The 23,978-nt window shown below is 62.1% G+C and carries 32 protein-coding genes; 2 read left to right on the top strand and 30 right to left on the bottom strand.

Translation table 11 applies throughout. The annotated features are described in order from the left end of the window. Positions 1–20: 20 nt before the first annotated feature. Positions 21–1,457, bottom strand: coding sequence for a cytochrome bc complex cytochrome b subunit (locus RCH10_RS07670; RefSeq protein ID WP_187054558.1), 1,437 nt, complete (start codon positions 1,455–1,457; stop codon positions 21–23). 11 nt (positions 1,458–1,468) lie between these two features. Beyond that, positions 1,469–2,089, bottom strand: coding sequence for a ubiquinol-cytochrome c reductase iron-sulfur subunit (gene petA, locus RCH10_RS07665; protein ID WP_187054557.1), 621 nt, complete (start codon positions 2,087–2,089; stop codon positions 1,469–1,471). Between the two features lie 162 nt (positions 2,090–2,251). Here petA and mscL point away from each other — a divergent pair, with 162 nt between their 5' ends. Continuing rightward, complete coding sequence (gene mscL / locus RCH10_RS07660) at positions 2,252–2,680, top strand: large conductance mechanosensitive channel protein MscL (RefSeq protein WP_323494664.1); 429 nt, start codon at positions 2,252–2,254, stop codon at positions 2,678–2,680. Here mscL and pdxA read toward each other — a convergent pair. Both pdxA and RCH10_RS07650 read right to left on the bottom strand, forming a co-directional pair. Further along, a complete protein-coding gene (pdxA, locus tag RCH10_RS07655; RefSeq protein ID WP_409051916.1) occupies positions 2,667–3,737 on the bottom strand; it encodes a 4-hydroxythreonine-4-phosphate dehydrogenase PdxA in 1,071 nt (356 codons plus the stop codon). The genes mscL and pdxA overlap by 14 nt on opposite strands. Beyond that, a complete protein-coding gene (locus tag RCH10_RS07650) occupies positions 3,734–4,507 on the bottom strand; it encodes a Nif3-like dinuclear metal center hexameric protein (RefSeq protein WP_409051915.1) in 774 nt (257 codons plus the stop codon). The genes pdxA and RCH10_RS07650 overlap by 4 nt, the downstream gene beginning before the upstream one ends. A 77-nt stretch (positions 4,508–4,584) precedes the next feature. Here RCH10_RS07650 and RCH10_RS07645 point away from each other — a divergent pair, with 77 nt between their 5' ends. Continuing rightward, positions 4,585–5,751: a Do family serine endopeptidase gene (locus RCH10_RS07645; RefSeq protein WP_187054553.1), complete on the top strand. Its 1,167-nt coding sequence runs from the start codon at positions 4,585–4,587 to the stop codon at positions 5,749–5,751. Between the two features lie 61 nt (positions 5,752–5,812). Here RCH10_RS07645 and tatC read toward each other — a convergent pair whose 3' ends face one another. The 26 genes from tatC to RCH10_RS07515 all read right to left on the bottom strand — a co-directional run bounded on the left by tatC (position 5,813) and on the right by RCH10_RS07515 (position 23,929). After that, positions 5,813–6,622, bottom strand: coding sequence for a twin-arginine translocase subunit TatC (gene tatC, locus RCH10_RS07640; protein ID WP_409051914.1), 810 nt, complete (start codon positions 6,620–6,622; stop codon positions 5,813–5,815). 60 nt (positions 6,623–6,682) lie between these two features. After that, positions 6,683–7,144, bottom strand: a complete 462-nt coding sequence (gene tatB / locus RCH10_RS07635) for a Sec-independent protein translocase protein TatB (protein WP_187054551.1) — start codon at positions 7,142–7,144, stop codon at positions 6,683–6,685. 13 nt (positions 7,145–7,157) lie between these two features. Next, complete coding sequence (tatA, locus tag RCH10_RS07630) at positions 7,158–7,394, bottom strand: Sec-independent protein translocase subunit TatA (RefSeq protein WP_323494667.1); 237 nt, start codon at positions 7,392–7,394, stop codon at positions 7,158–7,160. A gap of 44 nt (positions 7,395–7,438) precedes the next feature. After that, positions 7,439–7,798: a histidine triad nucleotide-binding protein gene (locus RCH10_RS07625; RefSeq protein WP_323494668.1), complete on the bottom strand. Its 360-nt coding sequence runs from the start codon at positions 7,796–7,798 to the stop codon at positions 7,439–7,441. Beyond that, entirely contained in the window at positions 7,788–8,177 is a 390-nt protein-coding gene (locus RCH10_RS07620; protein ID WP_187054548.1) for a hypothetical protein, read from the bottom strand. Before RCH10_RS07620 ends, RCH10_RS07625 begins: the two co-directional genes overlap by 11 nt. A gap of 9 nt (positions 8,178–8,186) precedes the next feature. Beyond that, positions 8,187–8,564 (bottom strand): phosphoribosyl-ATP diphosphatase, encoded by a 378-nt coding sequence (locus RCH10_RS07615; protein WP_323494669.1) that lies wholly within the window; start codon positions 8,562–8,564, stop codon positions 8,187–8,189. Next, entirely contained in the window at positions 8,561–8,953 is a 393-nt protein-coding gene (hisI, locus tag RCH10_RS07610) for a phosphoribosyl-AMP cyclohydrolase (RefSeq protein ID WP_187054546.1), read from the bottom strand. The genes RCH10_RS07615 and hisI overlap by 4 nt, the downstream gene beginning before the upstream one ends. A 20-nt stretch (positions 8,954–8,973) precedes the next feature. Then, entirely contained in the window at positions 8,974–9,774 is an 801-nt protein-coding gene (gene hisF, locus RCH10_RS07605; protein ID WP_323494670.1) for an imidazole glycerol phosphate synthase subunit HisF, read from the bottom strand. A 44-nt stretch (positions 9,775–9,818) separates the two neighbouring features. Continuing rightward, positions 9,819–10,661, bottom strand: coding sequence for a D-hexose-6-phosphate mutarotase (locus tag RCH10_RS07600; RefSeq protein ID WP_409051913.1), 843 nt, complete (start codon positions 10,659–10,661; stop codon positions 9,819–9,821). Between the two features lie 143 nt (positions 10,662–10,804). After that, a complete protein-coding gene (gene hisA / locus RCH10_RS07595; protein ID WP_409051912.1) occupies positions 10,805–11,548 on the bottom strand; it encodes a 1-(5-phosphoribosyl)-5-[(5-phosphoribosylamino)methylideneamino]imidazole-4-carboxamide isomerase in 744 nt (247 codons plus the stop codon). Between the two features lie 24 nt (positions 11,549–11,572). Beyond that, the gene (hisH, locus tag RCH10_RS07590) at positions 11,573–12,220 is read right to left on the bottom strand and encodes an imidazole glycerol phosphate synthase subunit HisH (RefSeq protein ID WP_323494672.1); all 648 of its coding nucleotides are present in this window, start codon (positions 12,218–12,220) and stop codon (positions 11,573–11,575) included. A 14-nt stretch (positions 12,221–12,234) separates the two neighbouring features. Beyond that, positions 12,235–12,891 carry an imidazoleglycerol-phosphate dehydratase HisB gene (gene hisB / locus RCH10_RS07585; protein WP_261802568.1) on the bottom strand — a complete coding sequence of 219 codons (657 nt, stop codon included), beginning with the start codon at positions 12,889–12,891 and terminating at the stop codon, positions 12,235–12,237. Beyond that, positions 12,888–14,012: a histidinol-phosphate transaminase gene (hisC, locus tag RCH10_RS07580; protein ID WP_409051911.1), complete on the bottom strand. Its 1,125-nt coding sequence runs from the start codon at positions 14,010–14,012 to the stop codon at positions 12,888–12,890. Before hisC ends, hisB begins: the two co-directional genes overlap by 4 nt. A gap of 58 nt (positions 14,013–14,070) precedes the next feature. Then, entirely contained in the window at positions 14,071–14,421 is a 351-nt protein-coding gene (locus tag RCH10_RS07575; protein WP_409051910.1) for a hypothetical protein, read from the bottom strand. A gap of 97 nt (positions 14,422–14,518) precedes the next feature. Next, entirely contained in the window at positions 14,519–15,850 is a 1,332-nt protein-coding gene (gene hisD, locus RCH10_RS07570; RefSeq protein WP_409051909.1) for a histidinol dehydrogenase, read from the bottom strand. A 50-nt stretch (positions 15,851–15,900) separates the two neighbouring features. Continuing rightward, positions 15,901–16,545, bottom strand: coding sequence for an ATP phosphoribosyltransferase (hisG, locus tag RCH10_RS07565; RefSeq protein WP_323494677.1), 645 nt, complete (start codon positions 16,543–16,545; stop codon positions 15,901–15,903). Then, the gene (murA, locus tag RCH10_RS07560) at positions 16,542–17,831 is read right to left on the bottom strand and encodes a UDP-N-acetylglucosamine 1-carboxyvinyltransferase (RefSeq protein WP_323494678.1); all 1,290 of its coding nucleotides are present in this window, start codon (positions 17,829–17,831) and stop codon (positions 16,542–16,544) included. Before murA ends, hisG begins: the two co-directional genes overlap by 4 nt. A gap of 53 nt (positions 17,832–17,884) precedes the next feature. Further along, positions 17,885–18,127 carry a BolA family protein gene (locus RCH10_RS07555; protein WP_409051908.1) on the bottom strand — a complete coding sequence of 81 codons (243 nt, stop codon included), beginning with the start codon at positions 18,125–18,127 and terminating at the stop codon, positions 17,885–17,887. Between the two features lie 5 nt (positions 18,128–18,132). Beyond that, positions 18,133–18,897: an ABC transporter permease gene (locus RCH10_RS07550; protein WP_323494680.1), complete on the bottom strand. Its 765-nt coding sequence runs from the start codon at positions 18,895–18,897 to the stop codon at positions 18,133–18,135. Next, a complete protein-coding gene (locus RCH10_RS07545; RefSeq protein WP_409051907.1) occupies positions 18,894–19,841 on the bottom strand; it encodes an ABC transporter ATP-binding protein in 948 nt (315 codons plus the stop codon). Before RCH10_RS07545 ends, RCH10_RS07550 begins: the two co-directional genes overlap by 4 nt. 83 nt (positions 19,842–19,924) lie before the next feature. Next, the gene (locus RCH10_RS07540) at positions 19,925–20,203 is read right to left on the bottom strand and encodes a lipid asymmetry maintenance protein MlaB (protein ID WP_409051993.1); all 279 of its coding nucleotides are present in this window, start codon (positions 20,201–20,203) and stop codon (positions 19,925–19,927) included. A gap of 24 nt (positions 20,204–20,227) precedes the next feature. Beyond that, positions 20,228–20,887 (bottom strand): phospholipid-binding protein MlaC, encoded by a 660-nt coding sequence (locus RCH10_RS07535; RefSeq protein ID WP_409051906.1) that lies wholly within the window; start codon positions 20,885–20,887, stop codon positions 20,228–20,230. 142 nt (positions 20,888–21,029) lie between these two features. Beyond that, a complete protein-coding gene (locus tag RCH10_RS07530) occupies positions 21,030–21,779 on the bottom strand; it encodes a VacJ family lipoprotein (RefSeq protein WP_409051905.1) in 750 nt (249 codons plus the stop codon). Then, the gene (mlaD, locus tag RCH10_RS07525) at positions 21,776–22,282 is read right to left on the bottom strand and encodes an outer membrane lipid asymmetry maintenance protein MlaD (RefSeq protein WP_323494684.1); all 507 of its coding nucleotides are present in this window, start codon (positions 22,280–22,282) and stop codon (positions 21,776–21,778) included. Before mlaD ends, RCH10_RS07530 begins: the two co-directional genes overlap by 4 nt. A gap of 13 nt (positions 22,283–22,295) precedes the next feature. After that, positions 22,296–23,078, bottom strand: coding sequence for a lipid asymmetry maintenance ABC transporter permease subunit MlaE (gene mlaE, locus RCH10_RS07520; protein ID WP_409051904.1), 783 nt, complete (start codon positions 23,076–23,078; stop codon positions 22,296–22,298). Next, on the bottom strand, positions 23,075–23,929 hold the full coding sequence (locus RCH10_RS07515; RefSeq protein WP_409051903.1) for an ABC transporter ATP-binding protein: 855 nt from the start codon (positions 23,927–23,929) through the stop codon (positions 23,075–23,077). The genes mlaE and RCH10_RS07515 overlap by 4 nt, the downstream gene beginning before the upstream one ends. Positions 23,930–23,978: the final 49 nt, after the last annotated feature.

The raw sequence follows: 23,978 nt of genomic DNA, 5'->3' as shown, positions 1-23,978 counted from the left end.
TTGGTCATGCTGGTCCGGCCTCAGTGCGCAGCAAAAACAACGCGGTCGGGCACCGGCTTGAACTCGCCTGCGCGACTCCAGAGAGGCATCAGAAGAAAGAAACCGAAGTAGAGCAACGTGCCGACTTGCGAAACCGTCTGCGCGATGTCGAGCGTGAGGGAGCCGATCGTGATGCCGCCCCATACGCCTGGCGGCTCGATGCCTAGGTACCCCAAGATCAAGAAGAAGAACACGAACACGCCGTACACATACTTGTGCCAGCTCGGGCGATAACGAATTGACCGCACTTCGCTGTGATCGAGCCACGGCAGGAAGAACAGGATGATGACCGAACCACCCATCACCACGACGCCCCAAAACTTGGCGTCGAACGACTTCAGCAAGGCGATCAGCACCAAAGCCGCGACCACGACAGCCACCTTGATGAACATGCCCGACTTACCCTTGATGAAGTTCCAGACCGCCGCGATCGCGAGGATGAGCGCGAACACGTTGACCATGTCGTCAGTGGTCGCACGCAGCATCGAATAGAACGGAGTGAAATACCAGACCGGTGCGATGTGGTTCGGCGTCTTCAAAGAATCGGCCGGGATGAAATTGTTGTACTCCAGGAAGTAGCCACCCGCTTCAGGCGCGAAGAAGATCACCGCCGAGAAGATAGTGAGGAACACCACCACGCCGAAGATGTCGTGCACCGTGTAGTAAGGATGCGATGGGATGCCATCGACCGGATGGCCATCGGCGCCGCGGTTCGCCTTGATCTCGATGCCGTCCGGATTGTTCGATCCCACCTCGTGCAGCGCGATCAAATGCGCAACCACCAGGCCGAGCAACACCAGCGGCACGGCGATCACGTGGAAGCTGAAAAAGCGGTTGAGCGTGGCGTCGCTCACCACGTAGTCACCGCGAATCAGCAATGCGAGGTCAGGGCCGACGAACGGGATCGCGGCGAACAGGTTCACGATCACCTGAGCGCCCCAATAGCTCATCTGGCCCCATGGCAGCAGATAGCCCATGAAGGCTTCAGCCATCAGACACAGAAAGATCGCGCAACCAAAGACCCAGATCAGTTCGCGCGGCTTGCGATAGCTGCCGTAAAGAAGCCCGCGGAACATATGCAGATACACCACGACGAAGAACGCCGAGGCGCCCGTCGAATGCATGTAACGAATGAGCCAGCCCCAGGGCACATCGCGCATGATGTACTCGACCGACGCAAACGCCTGCGTTGCATCAGGCTTGTAGTGCATGACCAGAAATATGCCGGTCACGATCTGTATGACCAGCACCAGCATCGCAAGCGAACCGAAAACGTACCAAAAGTTAAGACTTTTCGGAGCGTAGTACTTGCCCCATTGGTCGTTCCACAGCTTGGTCAGCGGGAACCGGTTGTCGACCCAGTTCAACAGCTTTTCACCGGCTGGTGCATTGGGCGATATCTCGTGGAATTCAGCCATGTGTTTGTCTCTCAAGCCTTGGCGTTTTTGTCTTCGCCGATGAGCAAACGCGTGTCGGTCATGTACATGTGCGGAGGCACCGGAAGGTTGTCGGGTGCGGGCTTGTTCTTGAATACGCGGCCGGCCAGGTCGAAGGTCGAGCCGTGGCAAGGACACAAGAAACCGCCTTCCCAATCGGCGGGCAACGACGGCTGTGGACCTGCCTGAAAGCGATCGCTCGGCGAGCAGCCGAGGTGCGTGCAGATGCCGACGACGACGAGCAATTCAGGCTTGATCGAACGGTGCTCGTTTTGCGCGTATTTGGGAGTGAACTCGTCGGGGTGACGCTTCGAAAGCGGATCCGCCAATTGCGGATCAAGCTTTGATAACTCGGCCAGTTGCGCTGGTGTGCGCTTCAGGATCCAGACCGGCTTGCCGCGCCATTCGACGGTCATCTTCTCGCCGACCTTCAGAGCGCTGATGTCTACTTCGACCGGTGCACCCGCTGCCTTGGCCTTTTCCGAAGGCTCGAAAGTGCTGATGAAGGGCACTGCGACGGCGACGCCGCCCACTGCGCCTGCACAACTGGATGCGATCAACCACGTACGTCTGCTGGTGTCGATCCTGGGTTGGCCGACAGTGATGTCACTCATGGGGGTCCTCAATCTTCTTCGCTGGGGCTTGGCTCAACCCGCGATTGTAGCGGAGCGATACAGGCGAATTCAACGTGCGGCGGGGCGTCGGCCCACCCCGCAACGCCGTTTCAGCCTCCTATACTCGACGCCTGAATCAGCCCTAGCGCACGAGGAACCGGCATGAGTTTTATCAAGGAATTTCGCGAGTTCGCAGTCAAAGGCAACGTCGTTGACCTGGCAGTGGGCGTGATCATCGGGGCAGCGTTCGGCAAGATCGTCGACTCACTGGTCGGCGACATCATCATGCCGATCGTCGGGCTCGTTTTCGGCAAGCTCGATTTTTCGAACTATTTCGTCGTGATGGGCACAGCGCCACCCGGCGTAGCCAACACGCTGGCCGACCTGAAGAAGGCTGGCGTACCCGTGCTCGCCTACGGCAGCTTCATCACCGTGGCGGTGAACTTCGCGATTCTTGCCTTCATCATTTTCCTTATGGTTAAGCAGATCAACAAACTGCGCAGGCACGACGACGTGGCGCCACCCCCTGCGCCGACGCCCGAAGACATCGTGCTGTTGCGCGAAATCCGCGACAGCCTCAAACGCTCGTAACTGCAGCTTTATCTCTGCCGACGCCAGCCAACGTGCGGGCCATGCGCAGCGCCTCGATCAGGCTCGATGCATCTGCGCGTCCGGTGCCGGCAATGTCGAACGCCGTGCCGTGATCGGGGCTGGTGCGGACCAGCGGCAAGCCCAGCGTCACGTTGACGCCTTTATCGACACCAAGGTACTTGACGGGAATCAGCCCCTGGTCGTGGTACATCGCGACGACCACATCGAACTCGCCTTTGCGGCCTGGCTTGCCGCGCGCGCGCATGAACACGGTGTCCGGCGCATACGGTCCGTGCGCGTCAATTCCTTCGGCACGCGCCGCGGCTATCGCCGGCGCGATGATGTGCTGCTCTTCCGAGCCGAACAACCCACCCTCGCCTGCGTGGGGATTGAGGCCAGCCACACCGATTCGCGGCGCGTGCCCGAGCGCCGCTCCCAAAGCTGAATGCGTGATGCGCAACGTCTGCAACACGCCTTCGAACGTCACGGCATCGATAGCGTTTCGAAGCGACATGTGGATGCTGACGAGCACAGTTCGCAGCTCGTCGGTTGCCAGCATCATGCGCACCGGCACCTTGGAGACAGGGCGCCCGAGATACGCCGCCGACTCGGCCTGCAGCAACTCGGTGTGACCGGGATATGGAAAACCGGCCGCAGCCAGGGACTCCTTGTGAAGCGGCGCAGTCACGATCGCAGCGATGTCACCGTGAAGTGCAGCACGCGCCGCCCACACCACGCAGTCGCCCGCCACTTTTCCTGCCAATGCACTCACGATGCCCACGGCGATAACGGGCGGCGGCTCGACCACTTGCAGCACCGGAACGCAACGAGGCGGAACATCGACCGCCTCGCTTGCGCTGTCGAGCAATGCCACCGGCCAAGCCAGTTGCCCCGGTGACGCCAGCGCCGCACATGCAGCGCGCACCGTCGCAACATCACCCGCAACGAAGCAACCTCGCGTGGCATCCGGCGCATCCCGAAAAGCCTTGACGATGATCTCGGGGCCGATACCTGCCGGGTCGCCCAACGTAATTGCAATGGGCTTCGTCGTCTTCATGCCGGGTTGTCGATGTCGATGAACTCGTGGGCCAAGCCGAGCTGCGCAGCGATATGCCCGGCCACAGCAGGCGCACCGTAGCGTTCCGTCGCGTGATGGCCGCAGGCGAGATACGCCACACCCATTTCGCGCGCGTAATGCGCTTGCGGCTCTGAAATTTCTCCGGTGATGAAGGCGTCGGCACCCGCCGCGATCGCTGCCTCGAAGTGGCCTTGCGCGCCACCGGTGCACCACGCAATAGTCTTGATCGGACGATGCGCGCCGTCAACCAGCGTGACCGGGCGTCCGAGTATTTTTTCAATATGAATCGCGAGCAAAGCGGCGCTGGGGAACGATGCGCCATCGGTACGTCCGCCGAGAAACCCGAGCTCTTGCTCCCCGAACCGACCACCGGAGCCAGGTTGCGCGACCAAGCCCAACTTGAGCCCGAGCTGCGCGTTGTTGCCGAGGTCGGGATGCGCGTCGAGCGGCAGGTGATACGCGAACAGATTTACGTCATCGCCAAGCAGCAGCCCGAGCCGCTGCTTCATCCAGCCGGTGACACGCCCGTCCTGCCCGCGCCAGAACAAGCCGTGGTGGACAAAAATCGCGTCGGCTTCGGCATGAATGGCGGCTTCGATCAACGCACGGCTGGCAGTGACACCGGATACGATCTTGCGCACCACCGTACGGCCTTCGACTTGCAGGCCATTTGGCCCGTAGTCCTTGAATCGTGCGGGGGCCAGCAGCAGGTCGAACGCATGCAGGAGTTCGTGGCGGGTCGTGCTCATCACGCCATTGTGGCCGCGGCCGAAGGCCAGGCGCTGAGGGACAATGCGTTTTCTTTTTCTCCCCCTTTCCACTTCCCATGAAACGTATCTGGCTGCTGTTCGCCCAAGCCGTCACCGTGCTGCTGGCAGCTTTTTTCGTCGTGTCGACGCTCAAGCCCGAATGGGTCAACCGACGTGCCACGTTGCTCGGTGGAGTGGTGTCGGTCGTCGAAGCGCCCGCAGGCGCACTGAACAACATCGCGCCGGGCAGCTTGAGCGCTGCTGCCAAGAAGGCATCTCCCGCCGTGGTCAGCATCAACACCAGCAAGGCCGCACAGCGCAATCCGCGCAGCAACGACCCGTGGTTCAAGTTTTTCTTCGGCGACCAGGGGGGCGACCAGCCACAAGTCGGACTGGGCAGCGGCGTGATCGTCAGCGCCGATGGCTACATCCTGACCAACAACCATGTGGTCGAGGGCGCCGACGAGATCGAAGTCACGCTCAACGACAGCCGGCATGCGCATGGCAAAGTCATCGGCACCGACCCCGATACCGACCTGGCCGTGCTCAAGATCGAACTCGACAAGCTGCCGGTCATTACCCTTGGCAATTCGGACGGGCTGGAAGTGGGCGATCAGGTGCTGGCCATCGGCAACCCGTTCGGCGTCGGCCAGACCGTGACCAGCGGCATCGTCTCCGCACTCGGCCGCAACCAGTTGGGCATCAACAACTTCGAGAACTTTATTCAGACCGACGCCGCCATCAACCCGGGCAATTCCGGTGGTGCGCTGATCGACGTGAACGGCAACCTCGAAGGCATCAATACCGCGATCTATTCGCGCTCGGGCGGCAGCATGGGCATCGGCTTCGCGATCCCCGTGTCGATGGCGAAGATCGTGCTTGAAGGCATCGTCAAAGAAGGCCAGGTGCGGCGCGGCTGGATCGGCGTGGAGCCGAACAACCTGTCGCCCGAGCTGGCCGAAACCTTCGGCGTGAAGGCCGACACCGGCGTCATCATCACCGGCGTACTGCAGGCCGGGCCGGCTGCCAAAGCGGGGATTCGTCCGGGTGACGTCATCACCGGTGTGGGCGACAAGAAGATCGACAACGTGCAGGAGCTGTTGACCGCGGTCGCCGGACTCAAGCCGGGCAACGCCTCGCGCTTCGCCTTGCGCCGCGGCGGCGACAAGATGGAACTCGACGTGACGCCCGGCCTGCGACCCAAGACGCCGATTCGCAAGGCACCTGCGCAAGACAACGAATAAGCTCCGACCGCCGCTCGGCGAAGTTCGGCTCAAGCGCCCTTCGGCTCAGACGAATTTCAGCTCAAAGCTTGGCATCGACTTCGGTCGATGCCGCGATGTCGTCGGGCTTCTTGCTGTGCTTTACGAAGTATTTCGCGCCGAGAATGCCGATCTCGTACAGCAGGCACATAGGGATGGCGAGTGCCAGTTGCGACACCACGTCGGGCGGTGTCAACACGGCGGCGACGACGAACGCGACCACGATGAAGTAGCCACGAAAAGAGCGAAGCTTTTCGACGGTGACCATCTCGAAGCGCACCAGCAACATCACCACGATCGGCACCTGAAACGCAACGCCGAACGCGATGTACAGCGACAGGATGGCTTCGACGTATGACGAGATGTCGGGCGTCGCATTGACCGACACCGGCGTGAAGCGCTGGATAAAGCCAAACATCTTGTCGAGCACGAAGAATTGCACGAAGCCGATGCCGGTGTACGCCAGCAAGCTGCCGAAGAAAATCAGCGGCAAGGCAAAGCGTTTTTCGTGGCTGTACAGGCCAGGCGCCACGAACATCCAGATCTGGTACATCAGCCAAGGCAGCGCCAGCAACACCGAGGTCATGCCCAACACTTTGAGCGGCACGAAAAACGGCGAGAACACGCCAATGGCGATCAGTTTGCCCCCACTTGGCATGTGCGCGCGAATCGGCACCGCGATCATGTCGATCAGACCACTCGGGCCGGGCCAAATAGCGAGCAGCGCCGCGGCGACGGCAAGGCCGTAGGCGCAATACAGCAATCGGTCGCGCAGCTCGACGAGATGCGCGACGAAAGGCTGCTCGGTGCCGGCCAGTTCGTCTTCTTTGTTATGGGTATCGGAATCAGCCATGGGGAGCAAATGAGCGCTGTCGAGCGCCGTGCGGCGCGCGAGGGTCGCTTGGGTGGTGCGCTAGTTGATCTTGTGGGGGCGGAAGCGCGCAACGCGCGCCGCACCCGAAAGCGCCTTGGTGCGCACACCGTTGCGCGACTTGTACCACTGCGGGGTGGCGCCCTGCTTCAGGCGCCAGTTTTTGCGGGGGTGCCTGTATTCCGGAACGACCGGCTCCGGCTCGGCCAGCGCCGACAACGTTTCGGCGCTGCTGCCGGAGAGCTGCTTTTCGAGATCGCTCGCGCTCGACTGGATGCTGCTCTGAACGTCGCGCGCCGCGTCTTCGACAGTGCTCTTCATCTTGCGCAACTCATCGAGCTCCATCGACCGATTTACCTCGGACTTGACGTCGTTGACATAGCGCTGCGCCTTGCCCAGCAGCATGCCGACGGTGCGCGCCACGCGGGGCAGCTTTTCGGGACCGATGACGACCAGCGCGACCACGCCGATCAGCGCCATCTTTTCTAGACCGAGGTCGAACACTGGGTGCGGCGGCTCAGGACTTCTGGCGCGCTTCGACGTCGATCGTCGACTTGTCGGCGGCCGGGTTCGACGTTACGTGACCGGCGGGCGGTACCGCCGTGTCGGTGCTCGACCCGTCTTTGACGCCGTCTTTGAAACCCTTGACGGCACCGCCAAGGTCGCTGCCCATATTGCGCAACTTCTTTGTGCCGAACACCATCACCACGATCAGCAGCACGATCAGCCAATGCCAGATAGAAAAAGAACCCATGGAAGACTCCTGAAGAATGTATGAATTTTAGTCTTGCGGCGATCTCAGCCGCGCAGCCACGGACGAGGGCCGCCCATGACGTGAACATGGAGATGGTGCACTTCTTGCCCACCTTCGGCGCCGGTATTGACTACGACGCGAAAGCCGCCTTCCGGGTAAGCGCGGCAGCCCTGCTCCGTCGCTAGGCTGGGCGCCAGCGTCATAATTTTTCCCATCAGCGCGGCGTGTGCGGGTGTCAGTTGCGCCATCGACGGAATATGGTCTTTGGGCACCATCATGAAATGGACCGGCGCCCAAGGCGCGATGTCGTGGAAGACGAACAGGTCGTCGTCTTCGTAGACCTTGCGCGAAGGAATCTTGCCTTCGATGATCTTGCAGAAAACGCAGTTCGGGTCAGACGACATTGCTGGTGTCCATCGGGCGGCCGTCGTTCATGCGGATCATTCCCTTGACGATGCGGTAGAGAAACCACAGGGAGATTAAGCCCCAGGCAATCCATCCCGGCACCAACAGCAGCAGCCAGAGCCACGAGGTCAGCAGGTACAGCACCCCAGCCCACAAGACTGAGCGAATGCGCCAGCTGAAGTGCGACGCCTGCCAAGTGCCGGCCGCATCATCGCGTTTGACCACGTCGATCACCAGCGCCACCAGCAGCAGCACGACCGACACCTGGGCGCCGGGCAACACGGCGCCGATGGCGACCACCAAATGCAGCACGTAGCTGACCCAGCCCCAGGTCTTGAGCGAGTTGTCGGGTTGAACGGTCACGATGTCGTTGGCCATGACGTCCTTTCAGTCGTTTGATGCTTCGCGGTCTTGCGCCTTGCGCAAGGACTTTTCTTCAATGCCGCTGGTGCCTTCGCGGCGCTCCAGTTCGGCCACCACGTCACGCGGCGACAGCCCGTAATGTGCCAGCGCTACCATACTGTGGAACCACAGGTCGGCCACTTCGTTCACTATTTTTTTGGCGTCGCCGCCGTGGTCCGCATCTTTGGCGGCCATCACGACTTCAGTGGCTTCTTCGCCGATCTTTTTCAGAAAGGCATCCGGGCCACGATGCAACAACCGGGCCACGTAGCTCGTGTCCGGATCGCCGCCGCGGGCGGGCAACCGGCTTTCGATCACCGCAGCAAGGCGATCGAGTGCGTCGTCGATTCGGCTCGTGCTCATGATTTATAGATCGTTTCAGGGTCTTTGAGGACAGGCTCGACCGCCGTCCATTGCCCGCCTTCGTACTTGCTGAAGAAGCAGCTGTGGCGCCCTGTGTGGCAGGCGATGCCGGGTTCATGGCCGAGTTGCGTGACCTTGAGCAACACGACGTCGTTGTCGCAGTCCATCCGGATCTCGTGGACCTTTTGTTCATGGCCCGACTCCTCGCCCTTGAACCACAACTTTTCGCGCGACCGGCTGTAATACACCGCGCGGCCGAGCTCGGCGGTCTTTTCGAGCGCCTCGCGGTTCATCCAGGCGAACATCAACACGTCGTTGCTGCCGCGCTCCTGCGCGATGACCGGCACCAGGCCGTTCGCGTCCCACTTCACTTCATCGAGCCAATTCATTGGTGCATTGTCCCGGATCGCTAAATCCGCATCGGGATGCCACGGGAGGCCATCAGGGTCTTGGCCTCGCCGACCGTGAACTCACCGTAATGAAAGATGCTCGCCGCCAGCACCGCATCGGCACCGCCGGTCTGCACGCCGTCCGCCAGATCGGCCAGTGTGCCGACGCCGCCGGAAGCGATCACCGGGATGCCGATCGCATCGCTCACGGCACGCGTGAGTTCCAGGTCAAAGCCGCTCTTGGTGCCGTCGCGGTCCATGCTGGTCAACAGGATTTCGCCGGCGCCGCGGCGTGCCATTTCGATGGCCCATTGCACAGCATCCAATCCCGTGTTCTGCCGCCCGCCATGGCTGTACACATCCCATCCGGGGCCGACGCGCAGACCGTTCGGCCCGATGCGCTCGGCCTCCTCGGCACTGCGGCGCTTGGCATCGATCGCAACCACGATGCATTGCGCGCCGTACTTGTGTGAGGCGTCGTCGATGACCTGCGGGTTGGCGATGGCGGCCGAGTTGAAGCTGGTCTTGTCGGCACCGGCATTGAGCAACCGGCGCACGTCTTCGACGGTGCGCACGCCGCCGCCGACGGTCAGGGGAATGAATACCTGCGACGCCACCGCTTCGATGATCGGCAGGATCAAATCGCGACCGTCGCTGGTGGCGGTGATGTCGAGAAACGTGAGTTCGTCGGCGCCTTGTGCGTTGTAGCGCGCTGCGATTTCCACTGGGTCGCCGGCATCGCGCAGTTCGAGAAAGTTGACGCCCTTGACGACACGGCCACCGGTGACGTCGAGGCAAGGAATGATCCGTTTGGCGAGCATGGGTCGGTCGTAAAGAGTCAGCAGAAAATCGAAAAAACAGAGATTCAGAGCACGGTGAATTGTTGCCAGCACTGCCACTGCGCGCCGGGTGCCAGCAGCACGTTCTCGTCGATGCGCGCGGCTTCCACGCAAAGCATGTGCCTGTAGCCGTCATCCGGCATGTCGGTCATCTTGGCGCTGAGCGCGGCGCCTGGGTTCCAGACCACGGTTTCGGTGCAACTCGCGCTTTGGGCGATCTGCAGTGTGCCGGAAGGCTGGACCAGTTTCAGCGGCGCCACCGGTGCACCGTAAACGCTGTCGAACTCGGCGTCGAAGTGCAGCGATTCAGTCATCTCGACGTGCCGTTCATTGCGTACCGAGTCCCAGCGCTTCGCGTTCTGCAGGCCTTCCAACCGAACATCGGCGATGTCGTCGACGTGCAGATAGCTGTGCAGCGCGGCGGCGAAGCTCCACGGTGCACTGTCGGTATTGATGGCCACGAGAGTGGTGCGCAAGCTGCCGGGTGTCAGCGAAATACCAAGGCGCAAATCAAAGGTGTGGGGCCAGAGCGCCCGGGTGGCGTCGTTGTCGCGCAGCACCAGCGTCAGCTCGCCCGCCTTGGTTTCCGGAGCTTCGGTCACGGCCTCCCAGAGCACGTTCCGCGCAAAACCATGCTTGGGCAGAGGGCCACGCTCGTTGAACTGCGGCCAGCACACCGGCACACCGCCGCGGATCGCGCTCTTCCCGTCGAACTGCGCGGCCGGGCTCAGGTAAATCCGCTCGATGCCATCGGCCGTGGTCCACGACAACAGGTGCGCGCCGTGCAACGCCACCACCGCGCGATCGCCGCCGGGCAGCGCCACTGCCAGCGCTGGCTGTCCGCGAAAAAGTAGAGATTGAGTCGGCATGCGCTCGATTCTATGGAGCGTGCGGCGTCGGTCCGTCCACCTTCATCGTGTCGGACGTATTTCCGAGGCTGATCGAGAGGCTGATCGACCCTCGCTGTCGGCGTCTCGCACGGGGCAGGCCGGGTCGCCGCCGGCTCAGGCTGTCAGGCCGCGCCGAGTTCGTCGGCGCGTTCCTGCGCCAGTGCGAAGTCGAGATCGCCGGAATAGATCGCCCGACCGCAGATCACGCCCTCGACACCATCGCTTTCGACCGCGCACAGCTTGTCGATGTCGTGCATGTTCGACAAGCCGCCGGAGGCGATGATCGGGATCGTCAGCGCCTGCGCCAACCGCACCGTCGCCTCGATATTGATGCCCGACAACATGCCGTCGCGGCCGATGTCGGTGTAGATGATCGATTCGACGCCGTAGTCTTCGAACTTCTTGCCCAGATCGGCGACTTCGTGGCCGGTGAGCTTGCTCCAGCCATCGGTCGCGACCTTGCCATCCTTCGCGTCGAGGCCGACGATGATGTGGCCGCCAAACGCCACGCAGGCATCTTTCAAAAAGCCCGGGTTCTTGACGGCGGCGGTGCCGATGATCACGTAGCGGAGGCCGTCGTCGATGTAGCGCTCGATGGTGTCGAGATCACGAATCCCGCCGCCCAGCTGCACCGGAATCTCGTCGCCGACTTCGCGCAGGATCGCCTTGATCGCGGCGTGATTCTGCGGCTTGCCGGCAAAAGCGCCGTTCAGGTCGACAAGATGCAGGCGCCGCGCGCCGGCCTCGACCCACTTGCGCGCCATGGCGGCCGGGTCTTCGCTGAAGATGGTCGATTGGCCCATGTCGCCCTGCTTGAGGCGAACGCAGTGGCCGTCCTTGAGATCGATGGCGGGAATCAGCAACATGGCATGGCGGCCCGGAAACGGGGCTCAAGGGTTCCAGTGAAGAAAATTGCGGTAGAGCTGCAAACCGTGGTCGGCGCTCTTTTCGGGATGAAACTGGGTAGCAAAAATATTATCGCGTGCGATGGCGGCCGTGAAGGGCGCGCCGTAGTCCGCCTCGCCGACGCTGTGCTTCGCATTGGTCGGCTTCGCGTAGAAGCTGTGCACGAAATAGAAGTAGCTCCCGTCGGGCACACCCGCCCAGATCGGGTGCGGCTGCGCCTGGCGGACCTGGTTCCACCCCATCTGCGGCACCTTGTAGCGGCTGCCGTCGGGCTGCATCCTGCCCGCAAGGTCGAACTTGACCACGTCACCCGGAATGAGCCCGAGGCCATCGGTCGGCCCTTCGTGGCTGTGCGAGAGCAGCATCTGCATGCCGACGCACACGCCGAACAGTGGCTTGCTGGCTGCGGCCTCCAGCACCGACGCCTGCAGGCCCGAATCACGCAGCTCGCGCATGCAGTCGGGCATGGCACCCTGGCCCGGCAGCACCACGCGCGTAGCCTTGCGCACGACGTCGGGGTCGGAGGTCACAAAGACCTGTACGCCGACCTGGTCGGCGGCGTGCTGCACGGCTTGCGACACCGAGCGCAGGTTGCCCATGCCGTAGTCGACCACCGCAACCGTGTTGGCCATGCCGTTCGAATCTTTCAGAGGGAGCCTTTGGTCGACGGAATGACGCCGATCGATCTCGGATCGACTTCGAGCGCGGCTCTCACGGCCCGCGCAAACGCCTTGAAGACCGTCTCGCACTGGTGGTGCGCATTGACGCCTTTCAGGTTGTCGATGTGCAGCGTGACGAACGCGTGGTTCACGAAGCCCTGAAAAAATTCGTAGGTAAGCTGGCTGTCGAAAGTGCCGATCATCCCGCTGGTGAACGGCACGTCCATGACCAGCCCGGGACGGCCCGAAAAATCGATCACGACACGGCTCAAGGCTTCGTCCAGCGGCACGTAGGCGTGGCCGTAGCGGCGAATGCCCTTCTTGTCGCCGATCGCCTTGGCGACCGCCTGGCCCAGCGTGATACCCACGTCTTCGACCGTATGGTGGCCGTCGATGTGCAGGTCGCCCTCGCAATGGATGTCGAGATCGATCAGGCCGTGGCGCGCGATCTGGTCGAGCATGTGGTCGAAGAAACCGATGCCGGTTGACAGTTTCGCCCTGCCGGAGCCATCGAGATTGACGCTGACGGTGATCTTTGTTTCCGCCGTGTTGCGGGTAACGGAGGCCGTACGCGCGCCGGGCACGCCGGAAGAAACGCCGGCCGCGGCCGCGAGAACCTGATCGGGTGCCGTGGGGGTATTCATAAGGATTTTCGGATCGCCGCGAGCATCTGAGCGTTCTCGTCGGCGGTTCCGACTGTGAGGCGCAGGCAGTTCGCGAGCAGTGGGTGCATTTTAGAAACGTTCTTCACGAGCACGCCGTGCGCCTTCATGCGATCGAAGGTTTTTCCGGCGCGGTCGCCGCCGGCCTGCCCATCCCCCTCGATGCGCACCAGGATCATGTTGGCGTCGCTCGGCCAAACGGTCACGCCGGGCAACGCTGTCAACGCGGCGAGCAACTTGGCGCGCTCGGCGCGGATGGTTTCGGCCTGTGCCTCGAACACCGCGGCATGCTCAAGTGCGAACAGCGCGCACTCGCAATTCAGCACGCTGATGTTGTAGGGCGGGCGCACCTTGTCGACCTCGGCGATGAGCGCTGCCGGGCCCATCAGGTAACCGAGCCTCACGCCGGCCAACCCGAACTTGCTCAGCGTGCGCATCAAGAGCACATGCCTATGCTTAGCGATCCTGCCGATATAGCTTTTGCCAGCGAAGGGCTGGTAGGCCTCGTCCATCACGACCAAGCCGCCCTGCGCGCCTTGCACATCGACGATCTTCTCGATAACGCCGTCGTCCCACAAGTTAGCGGTGGGATTGTTCGGATAAGCGAGGTAGACGATGGCGGGCTTCTCAAGCGCGATCGCTTCCAGCATCGCCGCTTCATCGAGTTCGAAGTTAGCGGTGAGCGGTACACCGACGAACCGAAGCCCCTGCAAGTGCGCGCTCATCGCGTACATCACAAAGCCGGGCACCGGCGCCAGCACCGTCGCACCGGGCAGGTCGCACGCCAGCGCCAAAAGCGAAATCAGCTCGTCCGACCCATTGCCGAGCATCAGCGCGAAACCCTCGGGCATGCGGGCGTGCGCAGCCAGCGCACGCTGCAGGTCCACACCTCGATCGCCGGGATAACGGTTGATGGCCAGCGCGCCAAGCCGCGCGCCCAGTTCGGCCTGCAGCGCAGGAGGCAGGCCGAACGGGTTTTCCATCGCGTCGAGCTTGACCATGCCGTTCGCGTCTTGCACCGCGTAGGCATGCATTGATTTCACGTCGGCGCGAAAGCGTTGCAGCGCGGGGTTCGAAACGTCGGCGGACGATGCAGGAGTCATGGGCAATCAGGAGATCGAAAGGTTGCGAGGTCACAAGATTGTGCGTCGCGGGGATCGGTCAGTGCGTGCAGCGGTAACTGTTGCGGAGCGCTGCCGACAGCACCAGTTGAACGGGCATATCGGCTTCATAACTTTCGGCGTTGCGCTTCAATTCTGTCTGGTAGAGCGAGCGCGCCATCTCAGGATCGAGCTTGCGATTCTCGACGCAGAACGGTGGCTTCCGGCCTTCGCGCTGCGACGCCTCGCTGGCCTCGCGCAAACCCTCCATCACGCCGACCAGGTAGTAGCCGGCGTAGACCTTGCCGTTTTTCTCGTTTGCTTCGAGCAGCTTGAACTGGCGGATCGTCATCGCATTGGCGGCAGTCGTGCACAGCACCGCAAATACGAACATCGCGCCCAAATTGGTCAACGTTGAAATTCGATGAAAGGTGGCCAAGCGCCTCAGCATAGAAAACATACCGGACATCGCGAATTGGTTGCGGGACTGAAGGACTGAAGGACTGAAATCAGGAACCCCGGGAGTTGCGCAGTCGCATCGCCGCTGCACGGGCATGGGCGAACAGCCCCTCGCCTTCGGCCAGCGTGACGGCTATCGGGCCGAGCGTTTGCGCGCCCTGCTCGCTCACCTCGATCAGACTACTGCGTTTCTGAAAATCGTAGACGCCGAGCGGACTTGAAAAGCGCGCCGTGCCGGACGTCGGCAAGACATGGTTCGGCCCAGCGCAGTAGTCGCCGAGCGTTTCACTGGTGAAAGCGCCCAGAAAAATAGCCCCGGCGTGGCGCAGCAGCGGCTCCCACCGATGCGGCTCGCTGCTCGACACCTCCAGATGCTCGGGCGCGATGCGGTTGCTGATTTCGCAGGCTTCTTCCATGCTGCGCGTGTGGATGAGCGCACCGCGGCCGTTCAACGACGCAGCGATGATGCCGGCGCGCGGCATGTCGGGCAGCAACCGATCGATCTCCTGCTGCACGCGATCGATGTACGCCGCATCGGGGCTCAACAACACGCTCTGCGCCAACTCGTCGTGCTCGGCCTGGCTGAAGAGGTCCATAGCAACCCAGTCGGGTGGCGTGGTGCCGTCGGCCAACACCAGGATTTCGCTTGGGCCGGCGATCATGTCGATGCCGACGGTGCCGAACACGCGGCGCTTGGCGGCCGCCACGTAGGCGTTGCCCGGACCAGTGATCTTGTCGACGGCCGGAATGGTTTGCGTGCCGTAAGCCAGCGCGCCAATGGCCTGAGCGCCGCCGATCGTGAAGCCGCGCGTAACGCCGGCGACATAAGCCGCAGCCAGCACAAGCGGGTTCTTTTCACCGCGCGGCGTCGGCACGACCATGATGATTTCGCCAACTCCGGCGACGTGGGCGGGAATGGCGTTCATCAGCACGCTCGACGGATAGGCTGCCTTGCCGCCCGGCACATAGATGCCGACGCGGTCGAGCGGCGTGACCTTTTGGCCGAGCAGCGTACCGTCGGCGTCGCGATAACGCCAGCTCTCGCCCGATGCCTTTTTCTGCGCCTCATGGAAGCTGCGCACTCGTGCAGCCGCGGACTGGAGCGCCTCGCGCTGCACGGCGGGCAACTCCTCGAAAGCGGCTTTCATTTCCGCCTGCGTGAGCTCGATTTGCTGCATCGATGCGGCATCGAGCCCGTCGAAGCGGCGCGTGTACGCGAGCACCGCCGCATCGCCGCGCTGTTGTACGTCGGCGAGGATGTCGGCCGCCACTTTTTCGATGGCGGCATCCGCCTCGGCGGACCAATGAAGTCGCGCTTTGAACTCGGCCTCGAAATTGGCCGATGCGGTGGAGAGTCGCGCGGGAAATGCGGTCAATTTCATGACGTCAAAGGATCGCAGGGAGGATGGCGGAAAGGGTCACGGCGCGAGGATCAAGGTGTCGTCGCAATCGCCGACGCGAACGCATCGATGATGCGGCGGATGGGCTCGCGCTTGAGCTTGAGCGCCGCTTGGTTCACCACCAGTCGGGCGCTGATTTCCATGATGTGCTCGACCTCGACCAGGTTGTTGGCCCGCAGCGTGTTGCCGGTCGAGACGATGTCGACGATCGCGTCGGCCAGCCCGGTGAGCGGCGCCAGTTCCATACTGCCGTAGAGCTTGATGAGGTCGACGTGCACGCCCTTGACGGCGAAGAAGTCGCGCGCGATGCCGACGAACTTGGTGGCGATCTTCAGGCGCGCGCCTTGTCGCACTGCATGGGCGTAGTCGAAGTCGGCGCGTGCCGCCACGCTCATGCGGCAGGCGGCGATCTTCAGGTCGAGCGGCAGATACAAGCCGGCGTTGCCGTGCTCGATCATGGTGTCGAGCCCGGTGACCCCGATATCGGCACCGCCCCATTGCACATAAGTAGGCACATCGGACGGCCGGACAAGCACCACGCGCACATCGGGCTGGTTGGTCGCGAGGATCAGCTTGCGTGATTTTTCGGGGTCTTCGGTGACCTCGATCCCGGCCGCGGCCAGCATGGGCAGCGTCTCGTCGAAAATGCGCCCTTTCGATAAGGCCAGCGTGATCAAGCAGACGCTCCTGCCAGACGCTCGATATCTGCACCCAGGCCACGCAGCTTGGTTTCCATGCGGTCGTAGCCGCGGTCGAGGTGGTAAATGCGGTCGATGAGTGTCTCGCCGTCGGCAACCAGACCGGCGATGACCAAACTGGCCGAGGCTCGCAGATCGGTCGCCATCACCGTGGCACCCGAAAGTTGCTTTACACCCTCGACCATCGCAACCTTGCCTTCGACGTGAATGGTCGCGCCGAGACGAACCATCTCGTTCACATGCATGAAGCGGTTTTCGAAGATGGTTTCCGTGACCATCGAGGCGCCTTTGGCGATCACGTTGAGTGCCATGAACTGCGCCTGCATGTCGGTCGGAAAGCCCGGGTACTCGGTGGTGCTGAAGCTCTGCGCCGTAAGGTGCGCGTGCGCCGGCCCCTGGGAGCTGATGCGCACGCCGCCCGCTTCCGAAGTCACCTTGCAGCCGGCCTCGCGCAGCTTGTCGATCACCGCGTCCATGTGCTCGGCGCGTGCATGGCGCAGCAGCACATTGCCGCCGGTAGCCGCCACCGCACAGAGGAACGTGCCGGCCTCGATGCGGTCGGCCACCACCGCGTGTTCGCAGCCATGCAGTTTGGCGACGCCCTGGACACGGATGTGGCTGGTGCCGTGGCCTTCGATCTTCGCGCCCATCTTGATGAGCATTTCAGCAAGGTCGACGATCTCGGGTTCTTGCGCCGCATTTTCGAGCAGCGTTTCGCCCTCGGCCAGGGCTGCAGCCATCAAGAAATTTTCGGTGCCGGTCACCGTCACCATGTCGGTCAGGATGCTGGCGCCACGCAGCCGCGTACGGCCCTCCGGCAGCCGCGCGATCATGTAACCGTGCTCGACGACGATCTCGGCGCCCATCGCCTGCAGGCCCTTGATGTGCTGGTCGACTGGACGCGATCCGATGGCGCAGCCGCCCGGCAGCGACACCTTGGCGTGACCGAAGCGCGCCAGCAGCGGGCCGAGCGCCAGCACCGAGGCGCGCATGGTTTTGACCAGTTCGTACGGCGCTTCCGGATTGGTCAGATCGCTCGCGTCGAGCCGCACCATGCCGTTGTCGTCGCGCTCGGCCGCGACGCCCATATTGCGGACCAGCTTGAGCATCGTCGACACATCTTGCAAGCGCGGCACGTTGCGCAGCGTCACGGGCTGGTCGGTCAACAGCGCCGCGCACAGTTCGGGCAGCGCGGCATTCTTGGCGCCGGAAATAAGCACTTCGCCCTGGAGCGTGCGCCCACCGCGAATAAGAAGTTTGTCCATCGAGAATCCAGCGAAAAAATCAGGGCCATTGGATGGCCGTCAAAAGCCAGCCGCTATGTTTGCGACGCCGCCCATTCGGTCGGTGTGAAAGTCTTCATCGACAGTGCGTGCACTTCGTCGGTGTGCATTTTCGCACCGAGGGTGGCGTAAACGCGCTGATGTCGCTGGATGGCGCGCTTGCCTTCGAATTCAGTCGACACGATGGTCGCGTACCAGTGCCTGCCGTCGCCCTCGAGAGCAATGTGCTCGCAAGGGAGACCGGATTGAATGATCGATTGAAGTTCTTCGGATGTCATCTTGTTCAGCCCCGAATCTTGTAACCAATGCGCAGCAGGTTGACGGCGATCGCGCTCACGACGAGCCAAGCGACTCCGACAATGCCGAAGCTGAGCCAGGGCGACGCATCGCTCACGCCGAAAAAGCCGTAGCGAAAGCCGTCGATCATGTAGAAAAATGGATTGAGGTGACTGACGGCTTGCCAGAACGGCGGCAGCGATCCGATTGAATAGAACACTCCCGACAAAAAGGTCATCGGCATAATGAGGAAGTTCTGGAACACCGCCATTTGATCGAACTTTTCGGCCCACAGGCCAGCGATCAAACCGAGTGTTCCGAGCATCGCCGAGCCCAAAAATGCGAACACGAGGATCCACACTGGCGCTGCGAACTGCGGCATGGCGAAGAAGATGGTCACGATGAAAACGCCGAGCCCCACTGCCAAGCCGCGGATGATCGACGAACCGACATAAGCAAAAAACCAGCCCCAGTGCGACAGCGGCGTCAGCAACACGAACACCATGCTGCCCATGATCTTGCTCTGGATGATCGACGAGGAACTGTTGGCGAACGCGTTTTGCAGCACGCTCATCATCACCAGACCAGGAATCAGGAACGCGGTGTAGCTGACGGAGCCATAAACCTTGACGTGGTTTTCAAGCACGTGGCCGAACACCATGAGGTAAAGCACCGCGGTGAGAACAGGCGCCCCGACCGTCTGGAATCCAACCTTCCAGAAACGCAGCACCTCCTTGTATAGCAACGCGTGCCAACCGGTGACGGCGATCATCGCGCCACCTCCAACGGCGCCTGCTCGCCCGCCATCAGGTCGATGAACACGTCTTCAAGATCGGCCTTGCGCATCTCGACGTCTTCCACCGCCACGCCGGCTTCGCGAATCGCGGTCAGCAGTTGTTCCACTTCGTGCGCGTTTTGCGCAGGCAACTGCACGATGCGCCCCGTGATGCGGGCGTGTTGGGCGATGGCCCAAGGCAGCGACGCATCCGTCTTGAAACGCAGCACGTTGCTGGCCGCCGAACTGAGAAGTGCGCTGGTGCGATCGAGCGCAATCACACGGCCCTGTTTCAGCATCGCGATGCGATTGCATAGCGCTTCGGCTTCTTCGAGGTAGTGCGTGGTGAGCAGCACCGTGCTGCCCTGCTTGTTGAGCTTGGCGATGAACTGCCAGAGCGTCTGGCGCAGCTCGACATCGACACCGGCGGTAGGCTCGTCCAGCACGATCACTGAAGGCTTGTGCACCAGCGCCTGAGCCACCAGCACGCGACGCTTCATACCGCCTGAGAGCTGGCGCATGTTTGCGGTCGCCTTGTCGGCCAGACCAAGACTCTGCAACAGCTCGTCGATCCAGACGTCGTTGTTCTTGATGCCGAAGTAGCCCGACTGAATGCGCAACGACTCTCGCACATTGAAGAACGGGTCGAAGACGAGTTCTTGCGGCACCACGCCGAGCTGGCGTCGCGCATCGGCAAAGTCGCGTTGCACGTCGAAGCCGCGGACGCTGATGCTGCCTGTCGTCGGGCGCGAAAGCCCGGCGAGCATGCTGATCAGCGTCGTCTTGCCCGCACCGTTCGGGCCCAGGAGGCCGAAGAATTCGCCCTCTTCGATCTGGAAATTGACATCGTCGACCGCGCGCAAGCCGGGTTTGCCTTGAGCGCGCTGTTGACGGGAGGGAGGGTAGGTCTTGGAGACCGATTGAAAGGAGATCGCTGGCATGGGGAACCCATGATTTTACGGGTCGGCGCGATTCTGGGGCGCCGTAGGGGCAGCACAGCGCTTATTCGACCACAGGCACCACTTCAGGGAGCGGCAGGCAACAGGCCGGCAACGCCGTAGAGCGAGGCCAGTTCACGCAAGCGGGACGAGAGCCCCTTGACGGCAAAACCGCGCCCGAGCGCGCTGGCTTCACGACGGCATTCGAGCAGCACCGCGATCGCCGAAGAATCGAAATGCGACAGCGCACTGGCATCGATGACTGTCGCCGTACCGGGCTCCGACTGGCCTGCCATGCCCTGCTGCAGCATGCGCATGCACGCAGGCGCCTCTTCATGCGTGAGCTTGGAGGGCAGGACAAGCATCATGTGTTTGAAGCGGTGGCGATATCAGCTCTTGGCGTCGGTCTTGTTGCGTGCCGCCAGCGCCGCGATCAAACCGTCGATGCCCTTGCTGTTGATCTGCTCGGCGAACTGGGTGCGGTACGTATCCACCAGCCAGACGCCCAAAACATTCAGGTTGTAGACCTTCCAGCCGCTGCCATCGCCCGGCGTGCGCACCAGGCGGTAGTCCAGTTGAACCGGATCGCCACGGCCACGCACTTCGGTACGCACCAGTGCTTCCTTGTCGTCCGGCGACCCACGGTACGGGCGAACCGTCACGGTTTGATCGCTCACCTGGTCCAACGCGCCAGCGTACGTACGGACCAACAGCAACTTGAACTCATCCTGCAGCCGCTTTTGCTGCTCAGGGGTGGCTTGGCGCCAAGCCGGTCCGACCGCCGACGAGGTCATGCGCTGGAAGTCGAGATTCGGCATGATCTTGCTGTCGACCAGCGCCATGATCTTGCGTGTGTCGCCGGCCTTGATCGACGTGTCCGCTTTGATCGTGTCGAGGACGTCGGCGGTAATGCGCTTGACAAGCGCATCGGGCGACTCATCCGCGGCCCGAGCGGACGATACGGCAACCAAGGCGCCGCCCAGCAGCAGCGCGCTGGCCAGCACGAATTGCCCAAGAGTTCTGCGCTGCAATATGGTCGTGGATTTCATTTGATTCAGTCTCTGCAAAATAACTGTGTAGCTGTCGAAACGGTTTGGAGCGAGGCGCCGACTACAGGGTTCCCCAGGGCAATCGCCATTGCTTGTAAACGGATGCAAAGCACAAAGGAATTGCCAGTGGCCATTTTTCGGCCTACTCGCCGTCACCGCCCGAGGCGCCGCCACCCGAGACTTCACTGCGACGATGCTGCATGAACGCGTCCCGCGTAAACGAATACTTGTCGAGCGCTATTTCGTCAAGCATCTGACCGGCTCGCAAGAAAGTGGCGCGCTCGTCGACGACTCTCAAGGCGTAGAGCGAGTTTCGTGCGCCAATGTCATGCACGACCGACAGCACATCACCATAGTGATCGACAGGCAACGCGGCGGTATCGCGGACCGTCGACGGGCCAAGCAACGGCAAAACCACATAGGGCCCCGTCGGAACACCCCAGCGCCCAAGTGTCTGCCCGAAATCTTCGCGATGACGCTCGATGCCGGCTTCCGAGGCGATGTCGAGCAAGCCACCCAGACCAAAGATGGTGTTGACGTTAAGACGCATGAAAGTCTCGGCGCTGTTTTGCAGCTTGAGCTGCATCACGTTATTTGCCAGGCTCCAGACGTCTCCGAGATTGCCGAAGAAGTTGCTGACACCGGTGCGCACCATCAGCGGAAGTGTGTCGCGGTAGACCGTCGCAACAGGGCGGAGCACAGCGCGGTCGACGCCTTCGTTAAAACGGAAAACGCTTCGGTTGAACGGCTCGAGTGGGTCGATCGGATTCGGCGCCTGGCCGCTGACAGTCGCACAACCGAACGTCGACGCAAGCACGACGGCAGCAATCGCCCACTGGGCGAAGCGCGCCATATTTATCGTGGCGTCTCGCGGTTGAATCGTAGTTTTCATTTTTTATTTGGAGTCGCTTGGGTCGCTGGAGCTGCTGGCGATGTATTTCCATCTGCCGCCTTGCTGAACAAAAACTGGCTGATCAGGTTCTCGAGCACGACGGCCGACTGCGTGTCGGTAATCGTGTCGCCTGCCTGGAGATTTTTCTCGTCTGCGCCGGCCTGAATCCCGATGTATTGCTCACCCAGCAGACCGCTCGTCAAAATCTTGAGGGAACTGTCTTTTGGGAAACTGTAGCGGGTCTGCAACCCAAGCGTCACGCTTGCCTGAAAGTTCTTGTCGTCGAACGTGATCGATTCGACGCGCCCGACCACTACCCCGGCACTCTTGACCGCCGTTTGTGGTTTGAGGCCACCGATGTTGTCGAAGCGGGCCGTGACGCTGTATGTCTTTTGAAAGTTAAGGCTCAGCAAGTTAGCCGATTGCAGTGCAAGAAAGAGCAGCGCCGCTGCGCCGATCAGCACGAAGAGCCCGACCCATATATCTTTGTTAGAGCGTTGCATTGATGTAGTCCTACTAGATGCTGAACATCATTGCCGTCAGCAGAAAATCGAGCCCGAGGACGGCCAGCGAAGCCACCACCACGGTGCGGGTGGTGGCGCGCGAGACGCCTTCAGGCGTGGGCTGCGCCTCGAAGCCTTGCAGCAGCGCGATGAAGGTGACCGTGAAGCCGAAGACGATGCTCTTGAGCACGCCGTTACCGACGTCACGCCAGACATCGATGCCGCCCTGCATCTGGCCCCAGAAAGCACCCGGGTCGACGCCGAGCATCAGCACGCCCACCACATAGCCGCCGCCGACACCAACTGCACTGAATACCGCCGCGAGCAACGGCATGGTGATCACGCCCGCCCAGAAGCGCGGCGCCAGGATGCGCTGCACCGGATCGACCGCCATCATTTCCATCGCGCTCAGTTGTTCGCCCGCCTTCATGAGACCGATTTCAGCCGTGAGCGACGTGCCGGCGCGGCCCGCGAAAAGCAGTGCGGCGATCACCGGACCGAGCTCGCGTACCAGCGACAAGGCGACCAGCAATCCGAGCGCCTCGGAGGAGCCGTAGCGCTGCAGCGTGTAGTAGCCCTGTAGCCCCAAGACGAAGCCGACGAACAAGCCGGACACGCCGATGATGGCCAGCGAATAGTTACCGAGAAAGTGGATCTGGTCGCGCACGAGGCCGAAGCGACGAAGGCTGCGCGCGCCCTGGAACAGCAGGCGCAAGAAGAGCCGCGCACCGTAGCCCAAGTTCGCCAGCTTGCTGCGCACCGCAAAACCGATGTCGGAAGGTTTCCACCAACTCATAGCGGTTCGCCCTTCACCTGGCCGAAGTCTTCTTCGACACTGACACCGGGATAGTGAAAATGCACCGGACCCTCGGGCAGCGCGTTGACGAACTGGTGCACCAGCGGATCGGTGCTCTGGCGAACGTCGCTCGGACTGCCCTGCGCGGCGATCTTGCCGTTGGCCAGCACGATCACGTGGTCGGCGATGCGGAACGTCTCATCGAGGTCGTGCGACACCACAATGCTGGTGAGCCCCAGCGTATCGTTGAGTTGTCGAATGAGCCGGGCCGCAGTGCCGAGGGAAATGGGATCCAGCCCGGCGAACGGCTCGTCGTACATCACCAGTTCGGGATCGAGCGCGATGGCGCGCGCCAACGCTACGCGACGGGCCATCCCGCCTGACACCTCGCTCGGCATGAGATTCCTCGCGCCTCTAAGGCCGACCGCGTCGAGCTTCATGAGCACGATGTCGCGGATCAACGGCTCGCTGAGGCGGGTGTGCTCGCGGATCGAAAAGGCGACATTGTCGAACACGCTCATGTCGGTGAAGAGCGCGCCGAACTGAAACAGCATGCCCATGCGTCGGCGCGCCGCGTACAAGGCATCGGCCTTCATCGGGCCCACATCCTGGCCATCGAGCAGCACCTGGCCCCGTTGCGCTCGCAACTGACCGCCGATTAAGCGCAACACGGTGGTCTTGCCACCGCCCGACGCACCCATCAACGCCGTGACCTTGCCGCGTGGCACCTCGAAGGAGACGCCATCGAGAATCGTACGCGTGCCATAGCCGAACATGACTTCACGGAACGCGACGAGAGGAGGCGGCAAAGGGTCCATTGAATAAGAAAAGCCGGGCGCCTCGTAAGGCATCCCGGCGTGGGGTTTCCCCCATGATAAGGGGGCAACCGTTGTACTGCAG

The organism is Variovorax sp. GrIS 2.14 (assembly GCF_046115955.1).
Classification (GTDB): Bacteria; Pseudomonadota; Gammaproteobacteria; order Burkholderiales; family Burkholderiaceae_C; genus Variovorax.
This window is presented reverse-complemented; position numbering and strand designations above follow the sequence as displayed.

Excerpts from the sequence above, each read along its gene's own strand:
- pdxA (WP_409051916.1), bottom strand. The coding sequence starts at position 3,737 with ATGAAGACGACGAAGCCCATTGCAATTACGTTGGGCGACCCGGCAGGT.
- mlaD (WP_323494684.1), bottom strand. The coding sequence starts at position 22,282 with ATGCAACGCTCTAACAAAGATATATGGGTCGGGCTCTTCGTGCTGATC.
- RCH10_RS07625 (WP_323494668.1), bottom strand. The coding sequence starts at position 7,798 with ATGTCGTCTGACCCGAACTGCGTTTTCTGCAAGATCATCGAAGGCAAG.
- RCH10_RS07540 (WP_409051993.1), bottom strand. The coding sequence starts at position 20,203 with ATGCTTGTCCTGCCCTCCAAGCTCACGCATGAAGAGGCGCCTGCGTGC.
- hisB (WP_261802568.1), bottom strand. The coding sequence starts at position 12,891 with ATGAATACCCCCACGGCACCCGATCAGGTTCTCGCGGCCGCGGCCGGC.
- hisD (WP_409051909.1), bottom strand. The coding sequence starts at position 15,850 with ATGAAATTGACCGCATTTCCCGCGCGACTCTCCACCGCATCGGCCAAT.
- murA (WP_323494678.1), bottom strand. The coding sequence starts at position 17,831 with ATGGACAAACTTCTTATTCGCGGTGGGCGCACGCTCCAGGGCGAAGTG.
- RCH10_RS07600 (WP_409051913.1), bottom strand. The coding sequence starts at position 10,661 with ATGCCGACTCAATCTCTACTTTTTCGCGGACAGCCAGCGCTGGCAGTG.
- RCH10_RS07645 (WP_187054553.1), top strand. The coding sequence starts at position 4,585 with ATGAAACGTATCTGGCTGCTGTTCGCCCAAGCCGTCACCGTGCTGCTG.
- RCH10_RS07555 (WP_409051908.1), bottom strand. The coding sequence starts at position 18,127 with ATGACATCCGAAGAACTTCAATCGATCATTCAATCCGGTCTCCCTTGC.
- mscL (WP_323494664.1), top strand. The coding sequence starts at position 2,252 with ATGAGTTTTATCAAGGAATTTCGCGAGTTCGCAGTCAAAGGCAACGTC.
- RCH10_RS07550 (WP_323494680.1), bottom strand. The coding sequence starts at position 18,897 with ATGATCGCCGTCACCGGTTGGCACGCGTTGCTATACAAGGAGGTGCTG.
- hisC (WP_409051911.1), bottom strand. The coding sequence starts at position 14,012 with ATGACTCCTGCATCGTCCGCCGACGTTTCGAACCCCGCGCTGCAACGC.
- hisF (WP_323494670.1), bottom strand. The coding sequence starts at position 9,774 with ATGCTCGCCAAACGGATCATTCCTTGCCTCGACGTCACCGGTGGCCGT.
- hisA (WP_409051912.1), bottom strand. The coding sequence starts at position 11,548 with ATGTTGCTGATTCCCGCCATCGATCTCAAGGACGGCCACTGCGTTCGC.
- RCH10_RS07545 (WP_409051907.1), bottom strand. The coding sequence starts at position 19,841 with ATGCCAGCGATCTCCTTTCAATCGGTCTCCAAGACCTACCCTCCCTCC.
- RCH10_RS07535 (WP_409051906.1), bottom strand. The coding sequence starts at position 20,887 with ATGAAATCCACGACCATATTGCAGCGCAGAACTCTTGGGCAATTCGTG.
- RCH10_RS07530 (WP_409051905.1), bottom strand. The coding sequence starts at position 21,779 with ATGAAAACTACGATTCAACCGCGAGACGCCACGATAAATATGGCGCGC.
- RCH10_RS07615 (WP_323494669.1), bottom strand. The coding sequence starts at position 8,564 with ATGAGCACGAGCCGAATCGACGACGCACTCGATCGCCTTGCTGCGGTG.
- RCH10_RS07670 (WP_187054558.1), bottom strand. The coding sequence starts at position 1,457 with ATGGCTGAATTCCACGAGATATCGCCCAATGCACCAGCCGGTGAAAAG.
- tatA (WP_323494667.1), bottom strand. The coding sequence starts at position 7,394 with ATGGGTTCTTTTTCTATCTGGCATTGGCTGATCGTGCTGCTGATCGTG.
- hisI (WP_187054546.1), bottom strand. The coding sequence starts at position 8,953 with ATGAATTGGCTCGATGAAGTGAAGTGGGACGCGAACGGCCTGGTGCCG.
- hisH (WP_323494672.1), bottom strand. The coding sequence starts at position 12,220 with ATGGCCAACACGGTTGCGGTGGTCGACTACGGCATGGGCAACCTGCGC.
- tatC (WP_409051914.1), bottom strand. The coding sequence starts at position 6,622 with ATGGCTGATTCCGATACCCATAACAAAGAAGACGAACTGGCCGGCACC.
- petA (WP_187054557.1), bottom strand. The coding sequence starts at position 2,089 with ATGAGTGACATCACTGTCGGCCAACCCAGGATCGACACCAGCAGACGT.
- mlaE (WP_409051904.1), bottom strand. The coding sequence starts at position 23,078 with ATGAGTTGGTGGAAACCTTCCGACATCGGTTTTGCGGTGCGCAGCAAG.
- RCH10_RS07515 (WP_409051903.1), bottom strand. The coding sequence starts at position 23,929 with ATGCCTTACGAGGCGCCCGGCTTTTCTTATTCAATGGACCCTTTGCCG.
- RCH10_RS07650 (WP_409051915.1), bottom strand. The coding sequence starts at position 4,507 with ATGAGCACGACCCGCCACGAACTCCTGCATGCGTTCGACCTGCTGCTG.
- RCH10_RS07620 (WP_187054548.1), bottom strand. The coding sequence starts at position 8,177 with ATGGCCAACGACATCGTGACCGTTCAACCCGACAACTCGCTCAAGACC.